Source organism: Collimonas sp. GW821-FHT02H07 (assembly GCF_059421505.1).
In genome coordinates, this window is record NZ_JBWKVC010000016.1 from 1 (window position 1) to 18,621 (window position 18,621).

Genomic DNA, 18,621 nt, shown 5'->3' on the forward strand with positions numbered 1-18,621 from the left:
TTGGTGACGCCGCCTGTGACTTGCTGCGTGATGGCGCTGGCGGCGCCGCCGGCGGAGGCGCTGTTGCCGAAGCTCGATAGCTGTTCGGCCAGGGTTTGCTTGAGCTTGTCGTCCCTGGTGTCGGCTGCGGCGTTGTCAACTCCGACGGTAGTGTCGGCGGCGCGCGCACTGCCGGCATAGAACGGTAGCAATGCTGCACCGATCTGGGCGGCGATCTGGATATGGACAACTGGCCTGAGCCAGCGGCTTCGTTGGATATTCATTGGACATTCCTCGATGTTTTTTAGGATCTGGCAGCGCCTGATTTTTTTTGGGCTACGCTCGGGTGCTGCGGCAAAGCTGCTTTGGCAGCAGGCGGATTATCACTGACTTATTCATTGGACATTCCGCTATGCTTCATTGGACATTCCTCGATGTTTTTTAGGATTTGGCAGCGCCTGATTTTTTTTGGGCTACGCTCGGGTGCTGCGGCAAAGACACTTTGGCAGCAGGTGGGATGATCACTGACGAAGAGAAATTTTTATGCAGGAATATCCTTGTGCATCGCAGGATTTATCCATTGTTCTTTTCTACGAATGTCGATTTTTCGTGAAAAAAAATGACCGCAACCTGTCCTTGCAGAGGGCATTTTCTGGGCGAAATCGAGGCAGGCACGGCTGATGTTTTAGTTTCAGAAATGCGGGACGGCCTGCGGATCTTGGTTCGACCGGCCGTTGGCGAGGGCGGACAACGATGGCCGTTGTCATTGTTGGGGATTGAGCTTGCGCAAGGCGTCGCCGTTGCGGAACGGCGCTGCGCTCCTTGCCGCGCTATTGCCAGCTTGGCCAGCAGATCAGGCGGTGGATGTAAAACGAAACCCGGACAAAAACCGGGTGAGAAGGTCGTGGTTACCGATAAGCCCGCTGCGGGAAATCATTATCCGTATGGGCACGGATGTGCCCATACGACAGGATCAGGCAGCCGCGTTGCTATTCTGATCCAGGCCGACATCGCTGTTGGCCGCATTGTAGATTTCCAGGTCCAGCAAGCCTTCTTCCTTGGCCACCAGCACCGGCACCAGCATCTGTCCGGTGACATTGGTCATGGTGCGCATCATGTCGAGGATGCGGTCGATCGCCACCAGGTAGCCGATGCCTTCCAGCGGCAGGCCGGCCGAGCTCAGCACCAGCGTCACCATCACGATCGCCGTGCCGGGCACGCCGGCGGTGCCGAAGGAGCCGAGCACGGACGCCAGCATGATGATGAAATATTGCGACATGTCGAGATGCAGGCCGAAATACTGGGCCACGAAAATCGAGGCGATCGCCGGGTAGATGGCGCCGCAGCCGTCCATCTTGATGCTGGCGCCCAGCGGTACCGCGAACGCGGCATATTCCTGCTTGACGCCGAGGTTATGCACCACGCTGCGCAAGGCGATCGGCATGGAAGCAAAGCTGGACGAGCTGGTGAACGCCACTTGCATGGCCGGGAAGGCGCCGCGGAAAAAACGGATCGGATTCAGGCGATGGGTCAGCAGCAGGCCGCCGTACACCACCACGATGTGCAGCGCGCACGCCAGGTACAGGGTGAAGACGAAATTCCCAAGCGGCAGCAGGCGTTCGAAACCGTAGGAGCCGACCAGCGCGGCGATCAGGCCGAAGGTGCCGAGCGGCGTCATTTCCAGCACGAAGCGGGTGATCTGGATCATGGCGCTGCTGGCTTCGCCCATCAGTTCGCGTATTTGCTTGACCTTGTCGCCCAGCTTGACCAGCGCCATGCCCAGCAGGGCAGCGAAGAAGATCACCTGCAGGATCTTGCCTTCGGAGAGCGCCTTGAACGGATTCGACGGCACTACGTCCAGCAGCACCTGGATCGGCGTCGGCACTTCGCGCACCGTGTAATCGGCGGCGATGGCCAGCTGGCCGAGGTTCTGGCCGGGATTGGTGAAGCTGGCGACCGCCAGGCCGACGCCGACCGCCAGCACGGCGGTGACGGCGAACCAGAGGAAGGTCTTGCCGCCCAGCGCCGCCACGCTCTTCATGCCGTGCAGGCTGGAGATGCTGTTGGCGACGGCAAAGAACACCAGCGGCACGGCGATCATCTTGATCAGCGTGACGTACAGTTTGCCGAGCGGGCCGAACCAGGTTTCGGCCGGCGCCCCTACCAGCCAGCCGGCCAGCGCGCCAAGCACGAAGCCGCCCAGCACGCGCTGCCAAAAGGGAATGCGGAACCAGAGAGAAAAAATATTCATAGAGTAATCGAGAGGTAAGGAGCGTCTTGCTGCAACGCGAATGGCGAGAGTATGGCAGGCCTGCGGCAGGCGCGTAAACCAGGCAAGCCCGGAGTATCCGGGCTTGCCTGGTTCGCGTCCAATATTTTTTCGCACTATCTATATGCCTGGTTGTTCTATTGATATCTACAATATCTACATTGCGTGACGAGCATTCTAGTCATCCGAAGCGCGGCATATGCCGCCAGTCCGTGCCGGTAACCAGGTCGTAGCAATGCTGCTGAGGCAGGCCGGTGCGCAGCACGTTGAATCGCCATGGCGTCTACGGCGTTGTCGGGCAACGCCGCTGCGATGCGACGGCAGTGCATCAGTATCGATGCATCGATTCCTGCCGGTTTTCCGACGGCAGCGGTTGCGCTGCCCGCGGCCCCATGCTGCGAGCAGAAAATGCGACGTTAAATGGCAACAACATCGGTAAAAATGGCCCGATCCGGAGCATTTCTGACTTGTCCCATATCTCATTGGCTTGCTTGTTTATAAAATTTTCCGTTTTGTAATTCGAGCAATCCATGAGGGTAAATACCCCAGATCAAAGCCTGTCCGGGATCATCAAGGGAATGGGGGCGGCACTGCTGCTTGCTGCGACTATTCAGGAGGTGTACGCACAGGCTGCGCCTGTGCCGGGCGATGAAGCATGGCGCCGCCCCCTCTCTGCGGAAGTGATTCAAACTCCCGCAAGCGAAGAGCAGCGCCGCCGCAACCAGGCGCAAGCGCAAGAGCGCCAGCGGCAGCAGCAGGCGCCGAATGTGAATCTGCAAGGCGCAGTCCCGGCAGAAGCCGCGGACACCTGGACGCTGCCGGCCGAATCTCCCTGCTTCACGATCAAGCAATTCGTTCTCGACGTGCCTGGCCAGTTGCCGCCGGAAATCCGGCTGGCTGGCGCCAGCGATCTGCCGCACGATCCCTTCCGATTTGCTCAGAATTATCTACATCGCTATGCGGGGGCCTGCATCGGCAAGGAGGGCTTGAATCTGATCGTCAAGCGCCTGACTAAGCAGATCCTCGGCAAAGGCTACAGCACCACGCGCGTAGGCATTCCCGAGCAGGACCTGGCCAGCGGTACGTTGACACTGGCATTGGTGCCCGGTGTGATCCGGACGATCCGCTTTGCCGATCCCAGCCTCTACGGCAGCTGGCGCAACGCATTCCCGACAAGTGCCAGCGCGCTATTGAACCTGCGCGACCTGGAGCAGGGGCTGGAGCAGATGAAGCGAGTACCCAGCCAAGACGTCGACATGCAAATCGCACCCGGTGAAGTTCCCGGTGAGAGCGACGTGGTGATCGACGTTAAACGCAGCGCGCCGTGGAAGCTGACCGGCACGCTCGACGACAGCGGCGCCAAGGGCACCGGCAAGCTGCAAGCCGGCCTCAATCTGGCCGTCGGCAATCCGCTCGGCCTGTCCGACATGTTCAGCATTGGCGTGAGCAGCGACGCCGACCGCAAGGCCGGTCAGCGCGGCACCAGCGGCAACAATGTTTATTACGCGATCCCTGCCGGCTACTGGAATTATGCGGTATCCGGCAGTACCTACGACTATCATCAGAAAATCGCCGGCAACAACGAGGATTTCGTCTCCAGCGGCAAGTCGCGCAATCTGGAATTGACCGTTGCGCAATTGTTCCAGCGCGATCAAGTACAAAAGAACAGCTGGCAATTCAAGATCGGCAAGCGCTGGAGCCATGCCTATATTGACGATACCGAAATCGCCGTCCAACAGCGCAACACCACCTTCGCTGAACTAGGCTGGGTGCACAAGCATTATTTCGGCGATGCCCAGCTCGATCTGACCCTGGCCAACCGCTGGGGCGTCTCCTGGTTCAACGGCCAAGCAGATCCAGATAATCGCGAACCCGGTTCACCGACCTTCCGCTACACCCTGCAAACCATCGATGCCACCTTGCGCCTGCCATTCGGGGCTGCCGGCCAGACGTTGACTTACATCGGCACCCTGCGCGGCCAGAATACCCGTTCGCCGCTGTACCTGACCGATCAATTGAGCATCGGCAATCGCTACACGGTGCGCGGCTTCGACGGCGAACTGACGCTGGCCGCGGAACGCGGGTTCTTTGTGCGCAATGAACTCGACATCCCGCTGGCCCAAAGCGGCCAATCGGCCTATGCCGGCATCGATTACGGCCAGGTATATGGCCCGAGCGTGCAATACCTGATCGGCAACAAGCTGGCCGGCGCCGCAATTGGCCTGCGCGGCGGCCTGCTCGGCTTCACTTACGACATCTTTTCCAGCTGGTCGCTGTACAAACCTGCGGAATTCAAAACGGCGGCGCCTGCGATTGGCTTCAGCCTGACCTATCAATACTGACTGTGAGACCTGATCGTCCGTCATTTAGCCGCCGATTCACCGTATCCGATTTGGAGCAAGCATGAACAAGCAAGCCTACCGCGTCATTTTCAATAAAGCCCGCAGGATGTTGATGGTCGTTGCAGAAAACGCGTCGCGTCAGAGCAAAGGCACAGCAGGCGATAGCGATGCGCGCATCAGCGCGGCGCCGCTGATGCGCTTTGCACCATTGGGCCTGATGGTGGCGGCGTTGTTCGGCCACGTCACGGTAGTGCAGGCGCAAATGGTGGCGTACAAGAACGGCGGCCCGCGCCCAACCATCGACCAGAGCGCCAATGGCCGTCCGCTGGTGCAGATTGTCACGCCCAATGCGGCAGGGGTGAGCCATAATCGCTACGATCAGTACAACGTCGACAGCAACGGCGCCATTCTCAACAACGCCCGCACTGCCACGCAGACCCAGCTGGGCGGCTATATCGACGGCAATGCGAATCTGGCTGGCGGCAGCGCCAGAATCATCCTCAATGAAGTCATGGGCAGCGGCCGCAGTCAACTGAACGGCTACACCGAAGTGGCTGGACAGCGCGCCGAGGTGATCATCGCCAATCCGAACGGCATCACCTGCTCCGGCTGCGGCTTCATCAATACCAGCCGTGGCGTACTGACTACCGGCACGCCGGTGTTCGGCGGCGATGGCAGCCTGAGCGCTTTGCGCGTCACACGCGGCGACATGCAAATCAATGGCATGAATGCCGGCAATACGGACCAGACCGACCTGATCGCCCGCAGCGTCCAGGTCAACGGCCAGCTATGGGCCAATAACCTCAACGTTGTCACCGGCGCGAATCAAGTCAACTACGGCGATCTGGGCGTGCAAGTGATCCAGGGAGAAGGCGCCGTGCCGTCGGTCGGCATCGATGTGGCGGCGTTGGGCGGCATGTATGCCGGCAAAATCATGCTCAAGGGAACCGAGCAAGGCGTCGGCGTGGTCAGCGCCGGCAATATCGCCGCCTCCGCAGGCGATGTGACCATCGACAGCGCTGGCCTGGTGAGACTTCACGGCGCCACCAATGCCAGCGGCAACATCGCGTTGCGCAGCGATGCCGATGTCAGCAATGACGGCGCCTTGTACGCACAGCAGACGATGCATATCGAGAATGCCGGACAAATGCGCAACAGCGGCACCATCGCTGCCGGAGCAGATGTCAACGTGCGTGCCGGCAGTATCGATTCGCGCGGAACGCTTGGGGCCGGAATCGATGCCAACGGGGCGGCCAACCAGCCCGGCAGTCTCGCCCTGGTTGCGGACGGCGCGGTTGCCGCTGTGGGACAGAACATCGCTGCCGATCACATCGGCATCCAGGGCGCCAGCCTCCATCTGGCGGGAGCGCGCACCACTGCCGGCGGCAATGTCGACCTGACCGCCACGGCCGGGGATATCGATCATGCCGGCGCCAACCTGCTTGCCGGCGGCAGCAGCAATGTCAGCGCGGCCGGCGTGCTCAATAACAGGCAAGGCGAGATCCATGCCAATCAGCTGAACATCCATGCCGCCAATCTGGACAACCAGCAGGGCCGACTGATCCAGACCGGCGCGGCTGGCGGCAGCGTTGATGTTGCCAGCACGCTCGACAATCGCAACGGCGGCTTGTTGCAGACCAACGGCGATGATCTGACCCTGACACCGCAAACACTGCTCAACGACAGCGGGACCATTGCCCATGCCGGCAAGGGTGCGCTGACCATCGGCGGCAGCGGTATCGGCACCCTCTCCAACCAGGGCGGCAGCATTGGCAGCAACGGTCAACTGAAGGTGGCGATGGCCGCCGTCAACAACCAGTCGGGCAAGCTATTCGCCGCGCAGCAGGCAGAGATTCGGAGCGGCAACCTCAATAACAGTGGCGGCTATATTGGCGCTGCCAGCCTGCATCTGGAGAGTGCCACCATCAATAACCAGGGCGGTACGGTCGAGAGCAGCGCCGGTGATGTCACAGTCAGCGGCACTGACTTTGCCAACGATGGCGGCACCTTGCAAAGCCTGGGCGGCAATCTCACGCTCGACAACAACGGCAAACTGAGCAACCGCAGCGGTGGTTTCATCGGCAGCAGCGCGGTACTCACCGTGCACGCCGGCAGCATCGATAATGCCGGCGGCGCGATCTACGGCGCCGCCGGCGTCAGCCTGGCCAGCGCAGGCGAATTCAACAATGACGGCGGCGCCATCCAAAGCGATGCCGATGCCGACCTCCAGGCCGGCGGCGCCCTCAGCAACCAGGGCGGCCGCATCGAAGCCAACGGCAGCACGGCGTCGCTGTCGCTTGCGGCAGGCACGCTCGACAATAGCGCTGGGCGCATCGCCAATGCCGGTACCGGGACGACGTCGATGCGCAGCGCGCACATCGGCAACGCCGGCGGCGTCCTCGGCGGCAACGGCGACGTCACGCTCACCGCCGGCGCTCTGGACAACAGCCGTCAAGGTCAGATCATTGCAAGCGGCAATCTTGCCCTCCAGATCAGCAATATGTTCAACAACAGTGCCGGCAAGTTGTACGCCGGCCAGTCGCTGGCGTTCGATCAGGCCGGCGCTGTCATCGACAACAGCAACGGCAGCATCAGCGCAGACGGCAACATCATTCTGCACAGCGCCAGTATCGACAACAGCAGCGGCAGCATCGTCACCGGCAACGGCAATATCGATCTGCAGCAAAGCGGCGTGATCGCCAACAACGCCGGCCAGATCGCTGCCGCTACGGATCTGGACCTTGCCGCCGGCAGTCTCACCGGCGACGGCACGGTCCTGGCAGGGCGCGACGCCGAACTGCGCCTGCAAGGCGACTACACCCATAGCGCAGCCAATCGCATCACGGCCAACCGCAACCTGCGACTGAACGCCGCCGGCACATTGACCAACAACGGCGCCTTGCAAGCCGCAAACGGCCTCACTCTCGCCGCCGGCAACATCACCAACGCCCAGGGCGCGCTCATCAACAGCGGCGCCACCGTCCTGCTGGCGCAGCAGAACCTGTTGAACCAGGGCCGCATCTATGGCGACGACATCGCCCTGTCGGCAGCGGCGCTGACCAATGATGCCGACGCCGTCATCGCCTCGCGCAACACGCTCCACATCGGCGCCGGTACTGTCATCAACCGCGAGCATGCGCTGCTGACCAGTGCGGGCGACATGGCCATCGGCGGCGCGCTCGATGTCAATCAGCAAGCCACCGGACAGAGCGCCACGATCACCAACAGTTCCGCCGCCATCGATGCCGGCGGCAATCTGTCGCTGCAAACGGCCAATCTGCTCAACCAGAACGCGCACTTCAGCACCGAAGAGCAGGTCGATCCCGCCAAGACTGTGCGCGTTACCGAATACCGATCCTGGGACAGCGATACCTGGTACCGCGCCGATCAGATCAGCTGGAGCGACAGCGGCAACGGCGGCATCGTGCTGGTGCTGCCGGACGGGAGTCGTTACGAGAAATTCTACAAGCGCGACTACACCCTGACCGTGTCCCAGACCGTGGTCAAGAACAGCGATCCCGGCAAGATCAGCGTTGGCGGCAACCTGCTCCTGTCGGGCAACGTCACCAACGATAAAAGCGCCATCATTGCCGGCGGCACGATCTCGGGCCAGACCGGCGACATCACCAACATCGGCGCCACCGGCAGCATCAACCCGGTGCAGCACATGACCGCCGGCGAGAACTACTATCACTGGGTCAGCGGCAGTTCGCACGACAACCATTACACCTACGACAACAACGGCCAGGCCTATGAGGTTGCGCTGCCGGCGACGGACATGGCGCTGCCGGTCTGGTCGCTGCAGGAGAACACCCATCCCGGCCATAGCGACAACCCGGCCGCCGGCCAGCAGGTCGATCCGGGCCGGCTGCCCGGCGCCACGGGCGGCAGCCTCGGCAGCAATCAAGGCGGTCCGGGCATGAGCGGCACCGGGCAAAGCGTCGTCGGCCCTGACGGCAAGCTGCCGAATCTGCAATTGCCGACCAACCAGCTCTATCAACTGCACCCGCAGCCGGGCCAGTCGTACCTGATCGTGACCGACCCGGCCTTCACCAATTATCAGCAGTTTCTCAGCAGCGACTACCTGCTGGGCCGGCTCGGCATCGATCCGCAAGCAGTGCAGAAACGCCTGGGCGACGGCTATTACGAACAACAGCTGATCACCAGCCAGGTCGCGCAACTGACGGGACGGCGCTACCTGGACGGCTACCGCAGCAACGAAGACGCCTACCGCGCACTGATGGATGCCGGCGTGGCCGCTGCCCAGCAGTTTCAGCTCACGCCCGGCGTCGCCCTGACCGATGCGCAAATGGCGGCGCTGACGTCCGATATCGTCTGGCTGGTGACGCAGACGGTCACGCTGCCGGACGGCAGCAGCACCGAAGTGCTGGCCCCGGTGCTGTACCTGGCGCGGGCCAATGCCGGCGATGTACGCGCCGACGGCGCCCTGATTGCCGGCCAGAACATCGATCTGAGCATCAACGGCTCACTGGCCAACGGCGGCACGCTGCAGGCCGGCAGCAACCTGATCGTCAATGCCAGCGGCGATATCAGCAACAGCGGCCGCCTGCAAAGCACGGCCAAGGACGGCAACGGCACCGTCATCCTGGCTGCGCAAAACGACGTGCGCAGCAGCGGCAGCATCAGCGGCAACCGGGTCGGCATCCTGGCCGGGCGCGACATCGACCTCGCCAGCACCACCAGCTCTGCGACCAGTAAAAACGGCAGCAACGTGGGTCTGAACCAGATCGCCAGTGTCAGTGCCGATCAATTGTCGATGCAAAGCGGGCGCGATATCAATTTGAATGGCGCCGCCATCAATACCACGGGTGATGCGGCCTTTGTTGCAGGACGCGATATCAATCTCAATACCGTCACGACGCAAGCGACATCGAACGTCAGCTATGGCAATCAGAATCATTTGAACGAAAGCCAGACCATCGCCAACGGCGCCAGCATGCAATCCGGCGGCAATATCACCCTGGCTGCCGGTCAGGATGTCAATGCCAATGCGGCGTATGTCAATGCGGATCAAGCGTTAACCGTTGCTGCCGGTCGTGACGTGAATATCACCTCAGCGCAGCAAACCTATAGCAAGGATCAGGAGATTTCCACCACCAGCAAAGGCATGCTGTCGTCATCGACTTATCACTACACCGATCAGCAGCAAGGTACGCAAGCGGTGGGTTCAACCTTCTCAGGTGATAGCGTCCAAGTCGTTGCGGGTAATGACATCAATGTCAAAGGTAGCAACGTGGTCGGCACGCATGACGTGACAGTTGCTGCCGGCAACAACGTCAACATCGTCGCCAGCCAAAACACCGCTGCGCAGAGCACCAGTTCAGAAGACAAGACTTCGGGCATGTTCAGCAGCGGCGGCATTGGCTTCACAGCGGGAAGTAAAGAACAGCAGAATACGCAAACCAGTCATCAGCTGACGCACAACGTCAGCATGATTGGCAGTACAGACGGCAATGTCGTGATTCAGGCCGGGAATGCGTATACGCAAACCGGCAGCAATGTCCTCACGCCCAAAGGCGATACCACGATCGTCGCCAGGTCGGTCGATATCAATGCGGCGATTGATACGGCTAGTGCGACGCAAGATACCAAGTTTAAGCAAACGGGTGTATCAGTCACGTTGACTAATGCGGTGGTATCAGCCGTCCAGACGGGGCAACAAATGCATCAGTCATCTCAACAAATTGATGACTCTCGCCTGAAAGCCTTGGCTGCGACAACTACGGGCATTGCAGGCGCGAATGTGGCTGAAGCACTGTCCAATGGCACTGCTAGCGCTGTCAATGTGAGCATCGGCTTGGGTTCCAGCAAAAGCGAAAGCCACAGCGAACAAAACAGCACGACAGTCCAAGGTAGTAACGTTTTTGCGGGCGGAAACGTCAATATTATTGCTACCGGCGGTGGACAGGCCAGCAATATCAATGTGACTGGCTCGAATATCCGTGCGGGCAACAACGCCAATCTGATCGCCGACAACAATATCAATTTACAAGCAGCACAAAATACCGCTGAGCAGCACAGTACCAACAGTTCATCTAGCGCTTCAGTCGGCATTGGTTTCTCAGTAGGTGGGCAATCCAACGGTTTTACGCTCAACGCCGGTGTTTCCGGTGGTCGTGGGAATGCTGATGGTAATGATGTGGGTTATACCAATACCCATGTCACAGCAGGCAATCAGCTCAATCTGGTATCCGGGGGAGATACCAACCTCATCGGTGCCGTCGCCAGTGCCAATAAAGTTCTTGCTGACGTCGGTGGCAATCTGAATATTCAAAGCCTTCAAGACACCAGTAACTACAACAGCAAACAGCAAAGCGCTGGGGTTGGTGTGAGTTTATGTATTCCGCCGTTCTGTGCAGGGGCTAGCAGTGTCAGCGGCAATGTTAGCAAGACCAACATGAACAGTAATTACGCCAGCGTCACCGAGCAATCTGGCATCAAGGCTGGCGACGGCGGCTTTGATGTGACGGTGCAAGGGAATACCAATTTAGTTGGTGGTGTGATTTCCGGCACCGATAAAGCGGTCAATGACGCTAAAAACAGCTTTACCACAGGGTCATTAACGCAGAGTGATATCCAAAACCACGCCAATTACAGCGGCCAGAGTGTAAGTCTCGGCGGCGGGTACAATTTCGGCGGGCCAACTGGCAATGCCAATGGCGTTGGCACCGATCAAAAAGGATATGTCCAAACGGGTTCTAACCAAACGCCCGGCACTACTCTACCGAGTAAAAATGGGCTTGCTGTCGGTGCGCCTATTGCTATGAATGCCAAAGGTGACGCTAATAGCACTACCCAAAGCGGCATCAGTGGCATTGCTGGAAACGCAGCAGTCAGAACCGGTGATGCTGAAACAGGTATTGTACCGATCTTCGATCCTCAGAAAATCCAGGCTGGATTTGATATCACGCAAGCGTTTGGTAATCAGGTCAGCACCTACGTCAATACCAAAATGTCAGAAGCCGATGCCAAGAAGCAGCAAGCCAATGACTCTAATAACAACCTGACACCTGATCAACGCCAGCAATTGTTGGACGATGCTAGCTTGATAGAAAATAGCTGGGGTGCAAACGGCACGTATCGTCAGATCGCCACGGTCTTGACTGCTGCGGCCAGCGGCAATGTGGCCGGTTCAACCACGCAAATGGTACAGGCGGGACTGGTCAACTATGTACAGCAGCAAGGCGCAAGTTACATCGGCAAACTGGTCGCTGACGGCACGTTGACCGAAGGTTCGCCAGAGCATGCGGCATTGCATGCCATCGTTGCCTGTGCTGGTGCTACTGCCAGTGGCCAGAGTTGTGGTGCGGGTGCGATGGGTGCGGCGGCAAGTAGTCTGCTCACGAATTTATTTATCGATACGCCGAATGAAACTAATGCAGAAAAAGAGGCTAAAGGTAATTTGGTGACTAGCTTAGTGGCAGGCTTGGCAGCGATGACGGGGAATGATGCATCAACAGTGAGCAGTGCGGCTACCGCGGCGGTAGATAACAATTGGTTGACACCGAAACTGCAGATAACAAAAGCTATCGCACAACGTGACTGCGATGGCGGCAATCCGAAGGCATGTGGCTACGTAGAGGAACTCAACAAGTTTGATGCAGAAACGAAAAAGCAGCTAGATCAAATGGTTGACGCCTGTATAAAAGGCGCTGCTGATGCATGTGCACAAGCAAAGCAAGTTGTCGCAAGCCGTACTGAATTAGCGAAAGGACAAATCGATTCCTGCGACAGCGCCTCTTATAGTTGCATTGGCATGTATCAGCCAAGCGCAAAAGAAATTGCTGATGCTTTGCGGCAGTTACCAGGTGCCGGGAGTGGTGCGGTTGTGGCAACGATGGATCCTGTGACAGCGGCCGTATTAATTCGGACGGGGATGGTGTCTCCTTCAGTGGCTGCTGCTGGTGCAAGCGTTGGTAGTACCTCTGAATGGCTAAACCAAACTCTTTATGGAGATGGAACACTTAACTACGAGCGGATTGCTAATGCTGGTTTAATTTCTTGGGCATCCGGCGGTATCGGCAGCACGTTAAATAGTTTGGGTTCTGTAGCAGCATTTGGTGGGGCCACCAATGCTGCAATTACCGCCTATAACAATAGTCAAACTGGTAGTAACGACTCCATAGCATGGAGTGCCCTTATTGGCGCGTCTTTTTCCGCGGGCGGTAAAATTATAGGCGATGCAGGTGGCCTGTACTTAAATAACGCAATGAACTACACGAAAAAATTAGATCCTAAAAAAGCCGCGCTACTTCAGCCTCCAGGCGGAGTTATTGTGCCGGTTTCAAATCCGAGCAATCTTCCGTGGATTTTTAGAAATATTGGAAACACGTGGTTTCCTGGTTCGTCCGGAGCAATTCCATCTGTTCCCGTCAATGTATCTGGGAGCAAAAAATGAGATGGAGGTGGAAGATGTTCTGGTTAATGCTCCTTACCTCAAAAAGCTGGGGTAATGGAACAGGACTTGGTCGTATTGTAGGTCCATTATTAATGGCGGATATAACCTGGATTGGCATCATGATTTATAAAGTCCACTACAAAGGTGAGCCATGGAGTAACAATTATTTTTTCTCAATGCTTTACATGCATGGAGCAATTCTACTAATGCTTTTTTTTCTTTTGATTTACTCAATTTTTAAAGAAAGGATGCACAGAGAATTCTGGACGTTGGCGAAACAAACTCTCCGAAGAAAAAAATGAGGGGGATACCACAACCAATCCGCTTTGCTACCTTCGTAGCATTCTTAGATTCATTAAACATGCCCAAGAAACTAAGCGATGGCGATAAAAAATGAAACAACAATATCATCATTCTCGCTGGGCACGTTATGCCGAAATATTTTTTGGTGGAGTGGCGATTGCAACAATGGCGGTTGTTGCATTCGCTGGCGTTATTCTCGTTTTGTTAAGTGGTGATCTTAGCGGAATTGGCGCACCGACATCTCGCAAGGATTTCTACATTTTTTTCTTGATAGGGCTACTTATGTTATTGGTCGCAGGCCTTGTTGCTTACTTTCATTGGCCGTCCTTCAAAGTCTAATTAATGAGGTTCTGTAATCTGTCATCCACGATTGAGACCGACTGCACGCTGAACGTGGCGGTCATGTCCGGGCGCAATATCGATCTGAGCATCAACGGCTCACTGGCCAACGGCGGCACGCTGCAGGCCGGCAGCAACCTGATCGTCAATGCCAGCGGCGATATCAGCAACAGCGGCCGCCTGCAAAGCACGGCCAAGGACGGCAACGGCACCGTCATCCTGGCTGCGCAAAACGACGTGCGCAGCAGCGGCAGCATCAGCGGCAACCGGGTCGGCATCCTGGCCGGGCGCGACATCGACCTTGCCAGCACCACCAGCTCTGCGACGAGCAAAAACGGCAGCAACGTGGGTCTGAACCAGATCGCCAGTGTCCGTGCCGATCAATTGTCGATGCTGGCCGGGCGCGACATCAACCTGGCCGCCGCCGATATCAACACCACGGCAGAGGCCAGCCTGACAGCCGGACGTGATCTGAACCTGACGACAGTGAAGACGCAGAACGCCTACAACGTCACCTACAATGCCGACAACCATCTCTATGAGAACCAGACACAGGTCAACGGCACGCAGATCCAAAGCGGTGGCAACCTGACCCTGGCCGCCGGTCAGGATATCAATGCGGCGGCGGCTTATGCCAGCGCTGGAGGCCAGTTGACGGCTGTTGCCGGCCGCGATGTCCATATCGGTAGCGCGCAGCAGGAAGCCAGCCTGGACCAGGCGATATACACCACATCCAAAGGCATGATGTCGTCGTCAAGCAGCCGCTCGCAAGACAACGTCAACACCAGCACGGCCATCGGTAGCACGCTCTCTGGCGACAGCGTGACGGTGGCAGCAGGACGCGACATCACCGTCAGCGGCAGCAACGTTGTCGGCAGTGGGGGCGTCGCGCTGATGGCTGGCAACAACGTCAGCATCACGACATCAGAGAACAGCGCCAGCCGCAGTTTCACTGCCGAAGAAAAGAAATCTGGTTTGATGAGCAGCGGCGGTATTGGCGTGACTGCGGGTAGTCAAGCGCAACAAAACGCCCAAACCAGCCAACAGATCAGCCACAGCGCCAGTACCGTTGGCAGCACGGATGGCAATGTGGTGATTCAGGCAGGGAATGCCTATACGCAAGCTGGCAGCAACGTGGTGGCATTAAAGGGGGATATTGGTATTGCAGGAAAAACGGTTGATATCGTGGCCGTGCAAGACACCGCAATACAAACCAGTGAAGCACATACCCAGCAAAGCGGTTTAACCCTAGGCGTATCGGCTCCCATCATCAGCGCGGTGCAAACCGTTCAGCAGATGAATGCAGCTTCCGGAAAAACAGACGATCCGCGCATGAAGGCCTTGGCCGCGGCCACAGCAGTTTCTGCCGCCGGCAATGCTGCAAGTGCAGCACAAGATCCTTCGCAAGGCGTTACCGTCAGCTTAACGGTGGGTTCCAGCAAGAGCGATAGCCAAAGTAAGCAAACCAGCGGTACCGTGGTTGGCTCTAACCTGAATGCAGGCGGCAACGTTGCCATCATCGCCACTGGCGCGGATAAAGACAGCCATATCAATGTCATCGGCAGCACAATCAACGCCGGCCAAAACGCCTTGCTCAAATCTGATGGCGATATCAATCTGCAAGCGGCGCAAAGCAGCAGCGATCAGCACAGCACCAGTTCCTCCTCCAGTGCGGCGATAGGCATTGCGGCGACATACGGCTCCAACGGCTTTGCCTTCGGTATCACTGCCAACGCCGCCGGCAGCAGGGGCAATGCCGATGGTAGTGATGTCACGAATGTCAACACACACGTCAATGCAGGTAATACGCTGATACTCGAATCCGGTCACGACACCAATCTGATTGGCGCAGTCGCCAGCGCGAATCAGGTATTAGCCAATGTCGGCACATCAGGCCAAGGCAATCTGAACATCACCAGTTTGCAAGACACCAGCAACTACAACAGCAAAGATCAAAACATTGGCGGCAGCGTCACGATCGGTTACGGCGCCTCCGGCAGCTTCAGCGCCGGGCAAAGCAAAGTCAATGGCGACTATGCAAGCGTAGGCGAGCAATCCGGCATCAAGGCCGGTGATGGTGGATTTATCGTCAACGTCAACGGCAACACCAATCTCACCGGCGGTGTCGTTGCCAGTACCGCCGTGCCGGGCGGAAATCTGCTGGTGACGCAAACCTTGACGCAAAGCGATATTGAAAACCACAGCCATGACGATGCCAGCAACACCAGCGTCGGTGGTGGTTACGGCAAACAAGCCAATGCCGACGGTAAAATCCACACCTTCACTGGCGGCGCAACGGGCACCGCCATGGGTTTCAGCAGCACCGATGGCCATGCCAGCGGCACCAGCAAGGGCGGTGTCAGCGCTGGAACCATCGTTATTACCGATGATGCCAAACAGCAGCAACTGACGGGGCAAACCGCAGAACAAGCCGTTGCCAGTGTCAATCATGATGTCAGCACAGAGAATGCCGGTTCGATCACGAAGGATTGGGACGCACAAAAGCTAAAAGACAAAGTCACGGCAGAATCGCAGATAACGGCAGCGTTTGGGGCAGCGGCGGCCAAAGAAATCGGCAGTTATGCGGATGCTAAACAAAAAGAAGCCTCTCAAAATGGTGATGAGGACGAAGCTGCAAAATGGGCAGAACGCGGCGCTTACCGTGTGGCCTTGCATACCGGCGTTGGTGCCTTGACCGGCGGCATCGAGGGCGCTGCTGGTGCATTTGCGTCAGCGGAGTCAATGAACCTGATAGCCGGCGTCATCGATCATATGGGCTTGCCGGATGTGGTCAAGCAGGGATTGGCACAAGTGACCGCAACGGCGATTGGCGCTGCGGCCGGTGGCGGTGCCGGGGCTGCGGCGGGATTGAATGTGGAGGCTAATAATCGGCAGTTGCATCCAACAGAAATTGACCTTATTAAAAAGAACGCAGCACGTTATGCAAAAGAACTCTATAACACTGATAATCCAACTCCAGAACAGGTGCAAGGTGCGTTAGCAGCACTTGCCAACACAGCACAAAATTTGGTGGATTACAACTTGGGTTATGACGTTCCTTATTCAGCTCAAGCAGAAAAATTCTTGCATACACTACAAGCTGAATATGCAGTCACCAGCCCTAATTTGTCTATCGGTAATGGACAGTATCTGTTCTACGCCACCAACGATCAGAAAAATTCGCCATATATCAATAGTGGTACAGTGGATAAAGAAATTGCTGGTGTGATTATTAAAGCGCCGATTAAGCAACCTGAAACAACACAATCAAGTGCAGAAAAACGCGACCCTGCAACTAATTTTCTACTTGATGATCAAGGACGTTACAGTCAGCAGATTGTCGTTGATGGCAAAACTTACGTGCCAAAATATTTCCCATGCCCTGTCGCTTCTGCTGGTTGTGGAGGACAAAATCTGGATATGTCTGATCCACAGACGGTCGCTTATGTAAAAGCGTTAGATAAAAAAGCTCTTAATGATATGGGAACAGGAGTGACATTAATTAGCATTGCAAATCCTGTCGGTGCTGGAGGAGCTGTAGCGGGCTATCTTGGGCCATTACTCTCAGTAATAGGGGGATTTTCTGATGGGAACGTAACATCAGCCGCATCTAAAGAAATAGTTTCGCGTGCAGCTCAAGAGTATTTGCAAAATGTGCTTAAGGTTCCAGCGGCAGCAGCAGCTCAAATAACTGCATTAGTGGATTTAGGTGGTGGTTGGCAAGCTTTTACAGATAGAGTGCAAGGCATAATATCTAACAAAAAGGATGACAGTAAATGAAGATATGGGCATTACTAATCATCGTCTTATTAACAATTGCGAAAGCAATTTTAATGTTGCTTGAAAGATCGACTAGCCATATATTTTTCCTTATTCTTGCTGGGGCTTTAATTTTCTGGCTAACTTATGCAATGCTTTATAACCGCGACTTATCCGGGCCATTGGCCTACAAAGAGGGAGGAAATCAGGTTGCACGTTGGATAAATTATTTTGTCTTCTTAAGCATATTTTTAATATTATTTTTCACTCTGTAATTTTGATGTGTGACCATTGATTATTTTATAAAAAATAAAAATGAATAAAAAAAATTTTAAAATTTCTCACTTCAGAAAAATAGTGCTAACAACATTCATCTCTGCTTTCATATCTGGCTGTGCATCACAAAAGCCATATGTAGCACCAGAAGGGATACCCCATGCGACGATCTTTTTCAATCCGTTTTACGAAGGATCATTGTTTCTGATTGGGCCAGTCATTTGCTCAAGCCAGTTTGGTACCAAGAGAAATTATAGAGAGACTACACAAATCGCAAATTTTAGAAAGCGGTCAAAACCTACGACTGTAAACATCGCATCTAGCAATAGTGTTTCTTTTAGAGCGGAATACTATACATCTAACATAGCTGCAAATATCACCATGTCTTTAGATTGGGAAATGCCTGTTGATGCTAACGCTGTCTATGAAGTTCAATACAGTCCGATCTATGGCACATTTGGTACGTTTGGCGGAGCAAAATCACTCAAGGTTGAAGTCAAAAAAAATGGAATACCTATTTCTATTAACTTACTACCAAAACCTAATGATTCACCATGTGCGAATCCAAAGTAATAGTTTTTTTAAACCTGAATGAAATTCCCCCAAAATCAATTGCTGACAATTAGCTGTTGCATCCCAAAGAAGCCTATACCAGCAGTTAAAGCCGAATCCTGTCATTAACCAACCGAACGCAAGCAGGCGGCACGTAACACGAATGCCTTTGCAAAATCTAACAAAGGCAATTCCGTGAAAAACTCTCTAAAACTGTCCATCATTACCAAAAACATTGCCTCGACCTTGCTATTGGCCGGTGCCATGTCTGATGCTTACAGCCAGACACCACCTCCCATCACCGAAGAACAGCGCCGCCGTGCTATTGAAGACGCAGCACAACAAGAGCAGTTGCGCCGTAATCAATCCGATCAAATGCGCAA

At 56.0% G+C, this 18,621-nt stretch carries 10 protein-coding genes and 1 pseudogene; 8 read left to right on the forward strand and 3 right to left on the reverse strand.

All coding sequences use genetic code 11. The annotated features are described in order from the left end of the window. Positions 1 to 263, reverse strand: a 263-nt coding sequence (locus AC07V8_RS21235; protein ID WP_494681168.1) for a hypothetical protein, incomplete at its 3' end; no start/stop codon positions are given. A 689-nt stretch (positions 264 to 952) separates the two neighbouring features. Further along, the gene (locus tag AC07V8_RS21240) at positions 953 to 2,230 is read right to left on the reverse strand and encodes a dicarboxylate/amino acid:cation symporter (protein ID WP_494681169.1); all 1,278 of its coding nucleotides are present in this window, start codon (positions 2,228 to 2,230) and stop codon (positions 953 to 955) included. 548 nt (positions 2,231 to 2,778) lie between these two features. Between AC07V8_RS21240 and AC07V8_RS21245 the strand changes: the two genes are divergently transcribed. From AC07V8_RS21245 to AC07V8_RS21280, 8 genes and pseudogenes are all read left to right on the forward strand, one after another. Beyond that, positions 2,779 to 4,590 carry a ShlB/FhaC/HecB family hemolysin secretion/activation protein gene (locus AC07V8_RS21245; protein WP_494681170.1) on the forward strand — a complete coding sequence of 604 codons (1,812 nt, stop codon included), beginning with the start codon at positions 2,779 to 2,781 and terminating at the stop codon, positions 4,588 to 4,590. 112 nt (positions 4,591 to 4,702) lie between these two features. Beyond that, a pseudogene (locus tag AC07V8_RS21250) lies at positions 4,703 to 5,749 on the forward strand (filamentous hemagglutinin N-terminal domain-containing protein); the annotation flags it as partial. A gap of 468 nt (positions 5,750 to 6,217) precedes the next feature. Further along, positions 6,218 to 13,009, forward strand: a complete 6,792-nt coding sequence (locus tag AC07V8_RS21255) for a hemagglutinin repeat-containing protein (protein ID WP_494721496.1) — start codon at positions 6,218 to 6,220, stop codon at positions 13,007 to 13,009. 14 nt (positions 13,010 to 13,023) lie between these two features. Beyond that, entirely contained in the window at positions 13,024 to 13,311 is a 288-nt protein-coding gene (locus AC07V8_RS21260; protein ID WP_494681162.1) for a hypothetical protein, read from the forward strand. Positions 13,312 to 13,402: 91 nt separating this feature from the next. Beyond that, positions 13,403 to 13,651, forward strand: coding sequence for a hypothetical protein (locus AC07V8_RS21265; RefSeq protein ID WP_494681163.1), 249 nt, complete (start codon positions 13,403 to 13,405; stop codon positions 13,649 to 13,651). Between the two features lie 63 nt (positions 13,652 to 13,714). Beyond that, complete coding sequence (locus AC07V8_RS21270) at positions 13,715 to 17,431, forward strand: hemagglutinin repeat-containing protein (protein ID WP_494681167.1); 3,717 nt, start codon at positions 13,715 to 13,717, stop codon at positions 17,429 to 17,431. Further along, positions 17,428 to 17,685, forward strand: a complete 258-nt coding sequence (locus tag AC07V8_RS21275) for a hypothetical protein (protein ID WP_494681164.1) — start codon at positions 17,428 to 17,430, stop codon at positions 17,683 to 17,685. The genes AC07V8_RS21270 and AC07V8_RS21275 overlap by 4 nt, the downstream gene beginning before the upstream one ends. Before the next feature lie 40 nt (positions 17,686 to 17,725). Continuing rightward, positions 17,726 to 18,259: a hypothetical protein gene (locus AC07V8_RS21280; RefSeq protein ID WP_494681165.1), complete on the forward strand. Its 534-nt coding sequence runs from the start codon at positions 17,726 to 17,728 to the stop codon at positions 18,257 to 18,259. A 104-nt stretch (positions 18,260 to 18,363) separates the two neighbouring features. Here AC07V8_RS21280 and AC07V8_RS21285 read toward each other — a convergent pair whose 3' ends face one another. Then, positions 18,364 to 18,504 (reverse strand): hypothetical protein, encoded by a 141-nt coding sequence (locus AC07V8_RS21285; protein ID WP_494721493.1) that lies wholly within the window; start codon positions 18,502 to 18,504, stop codon positions 18,364 to 18,366. Between the last annotated feature and the right edge of the window lie 117 nt (positions 18,505 to 18,621).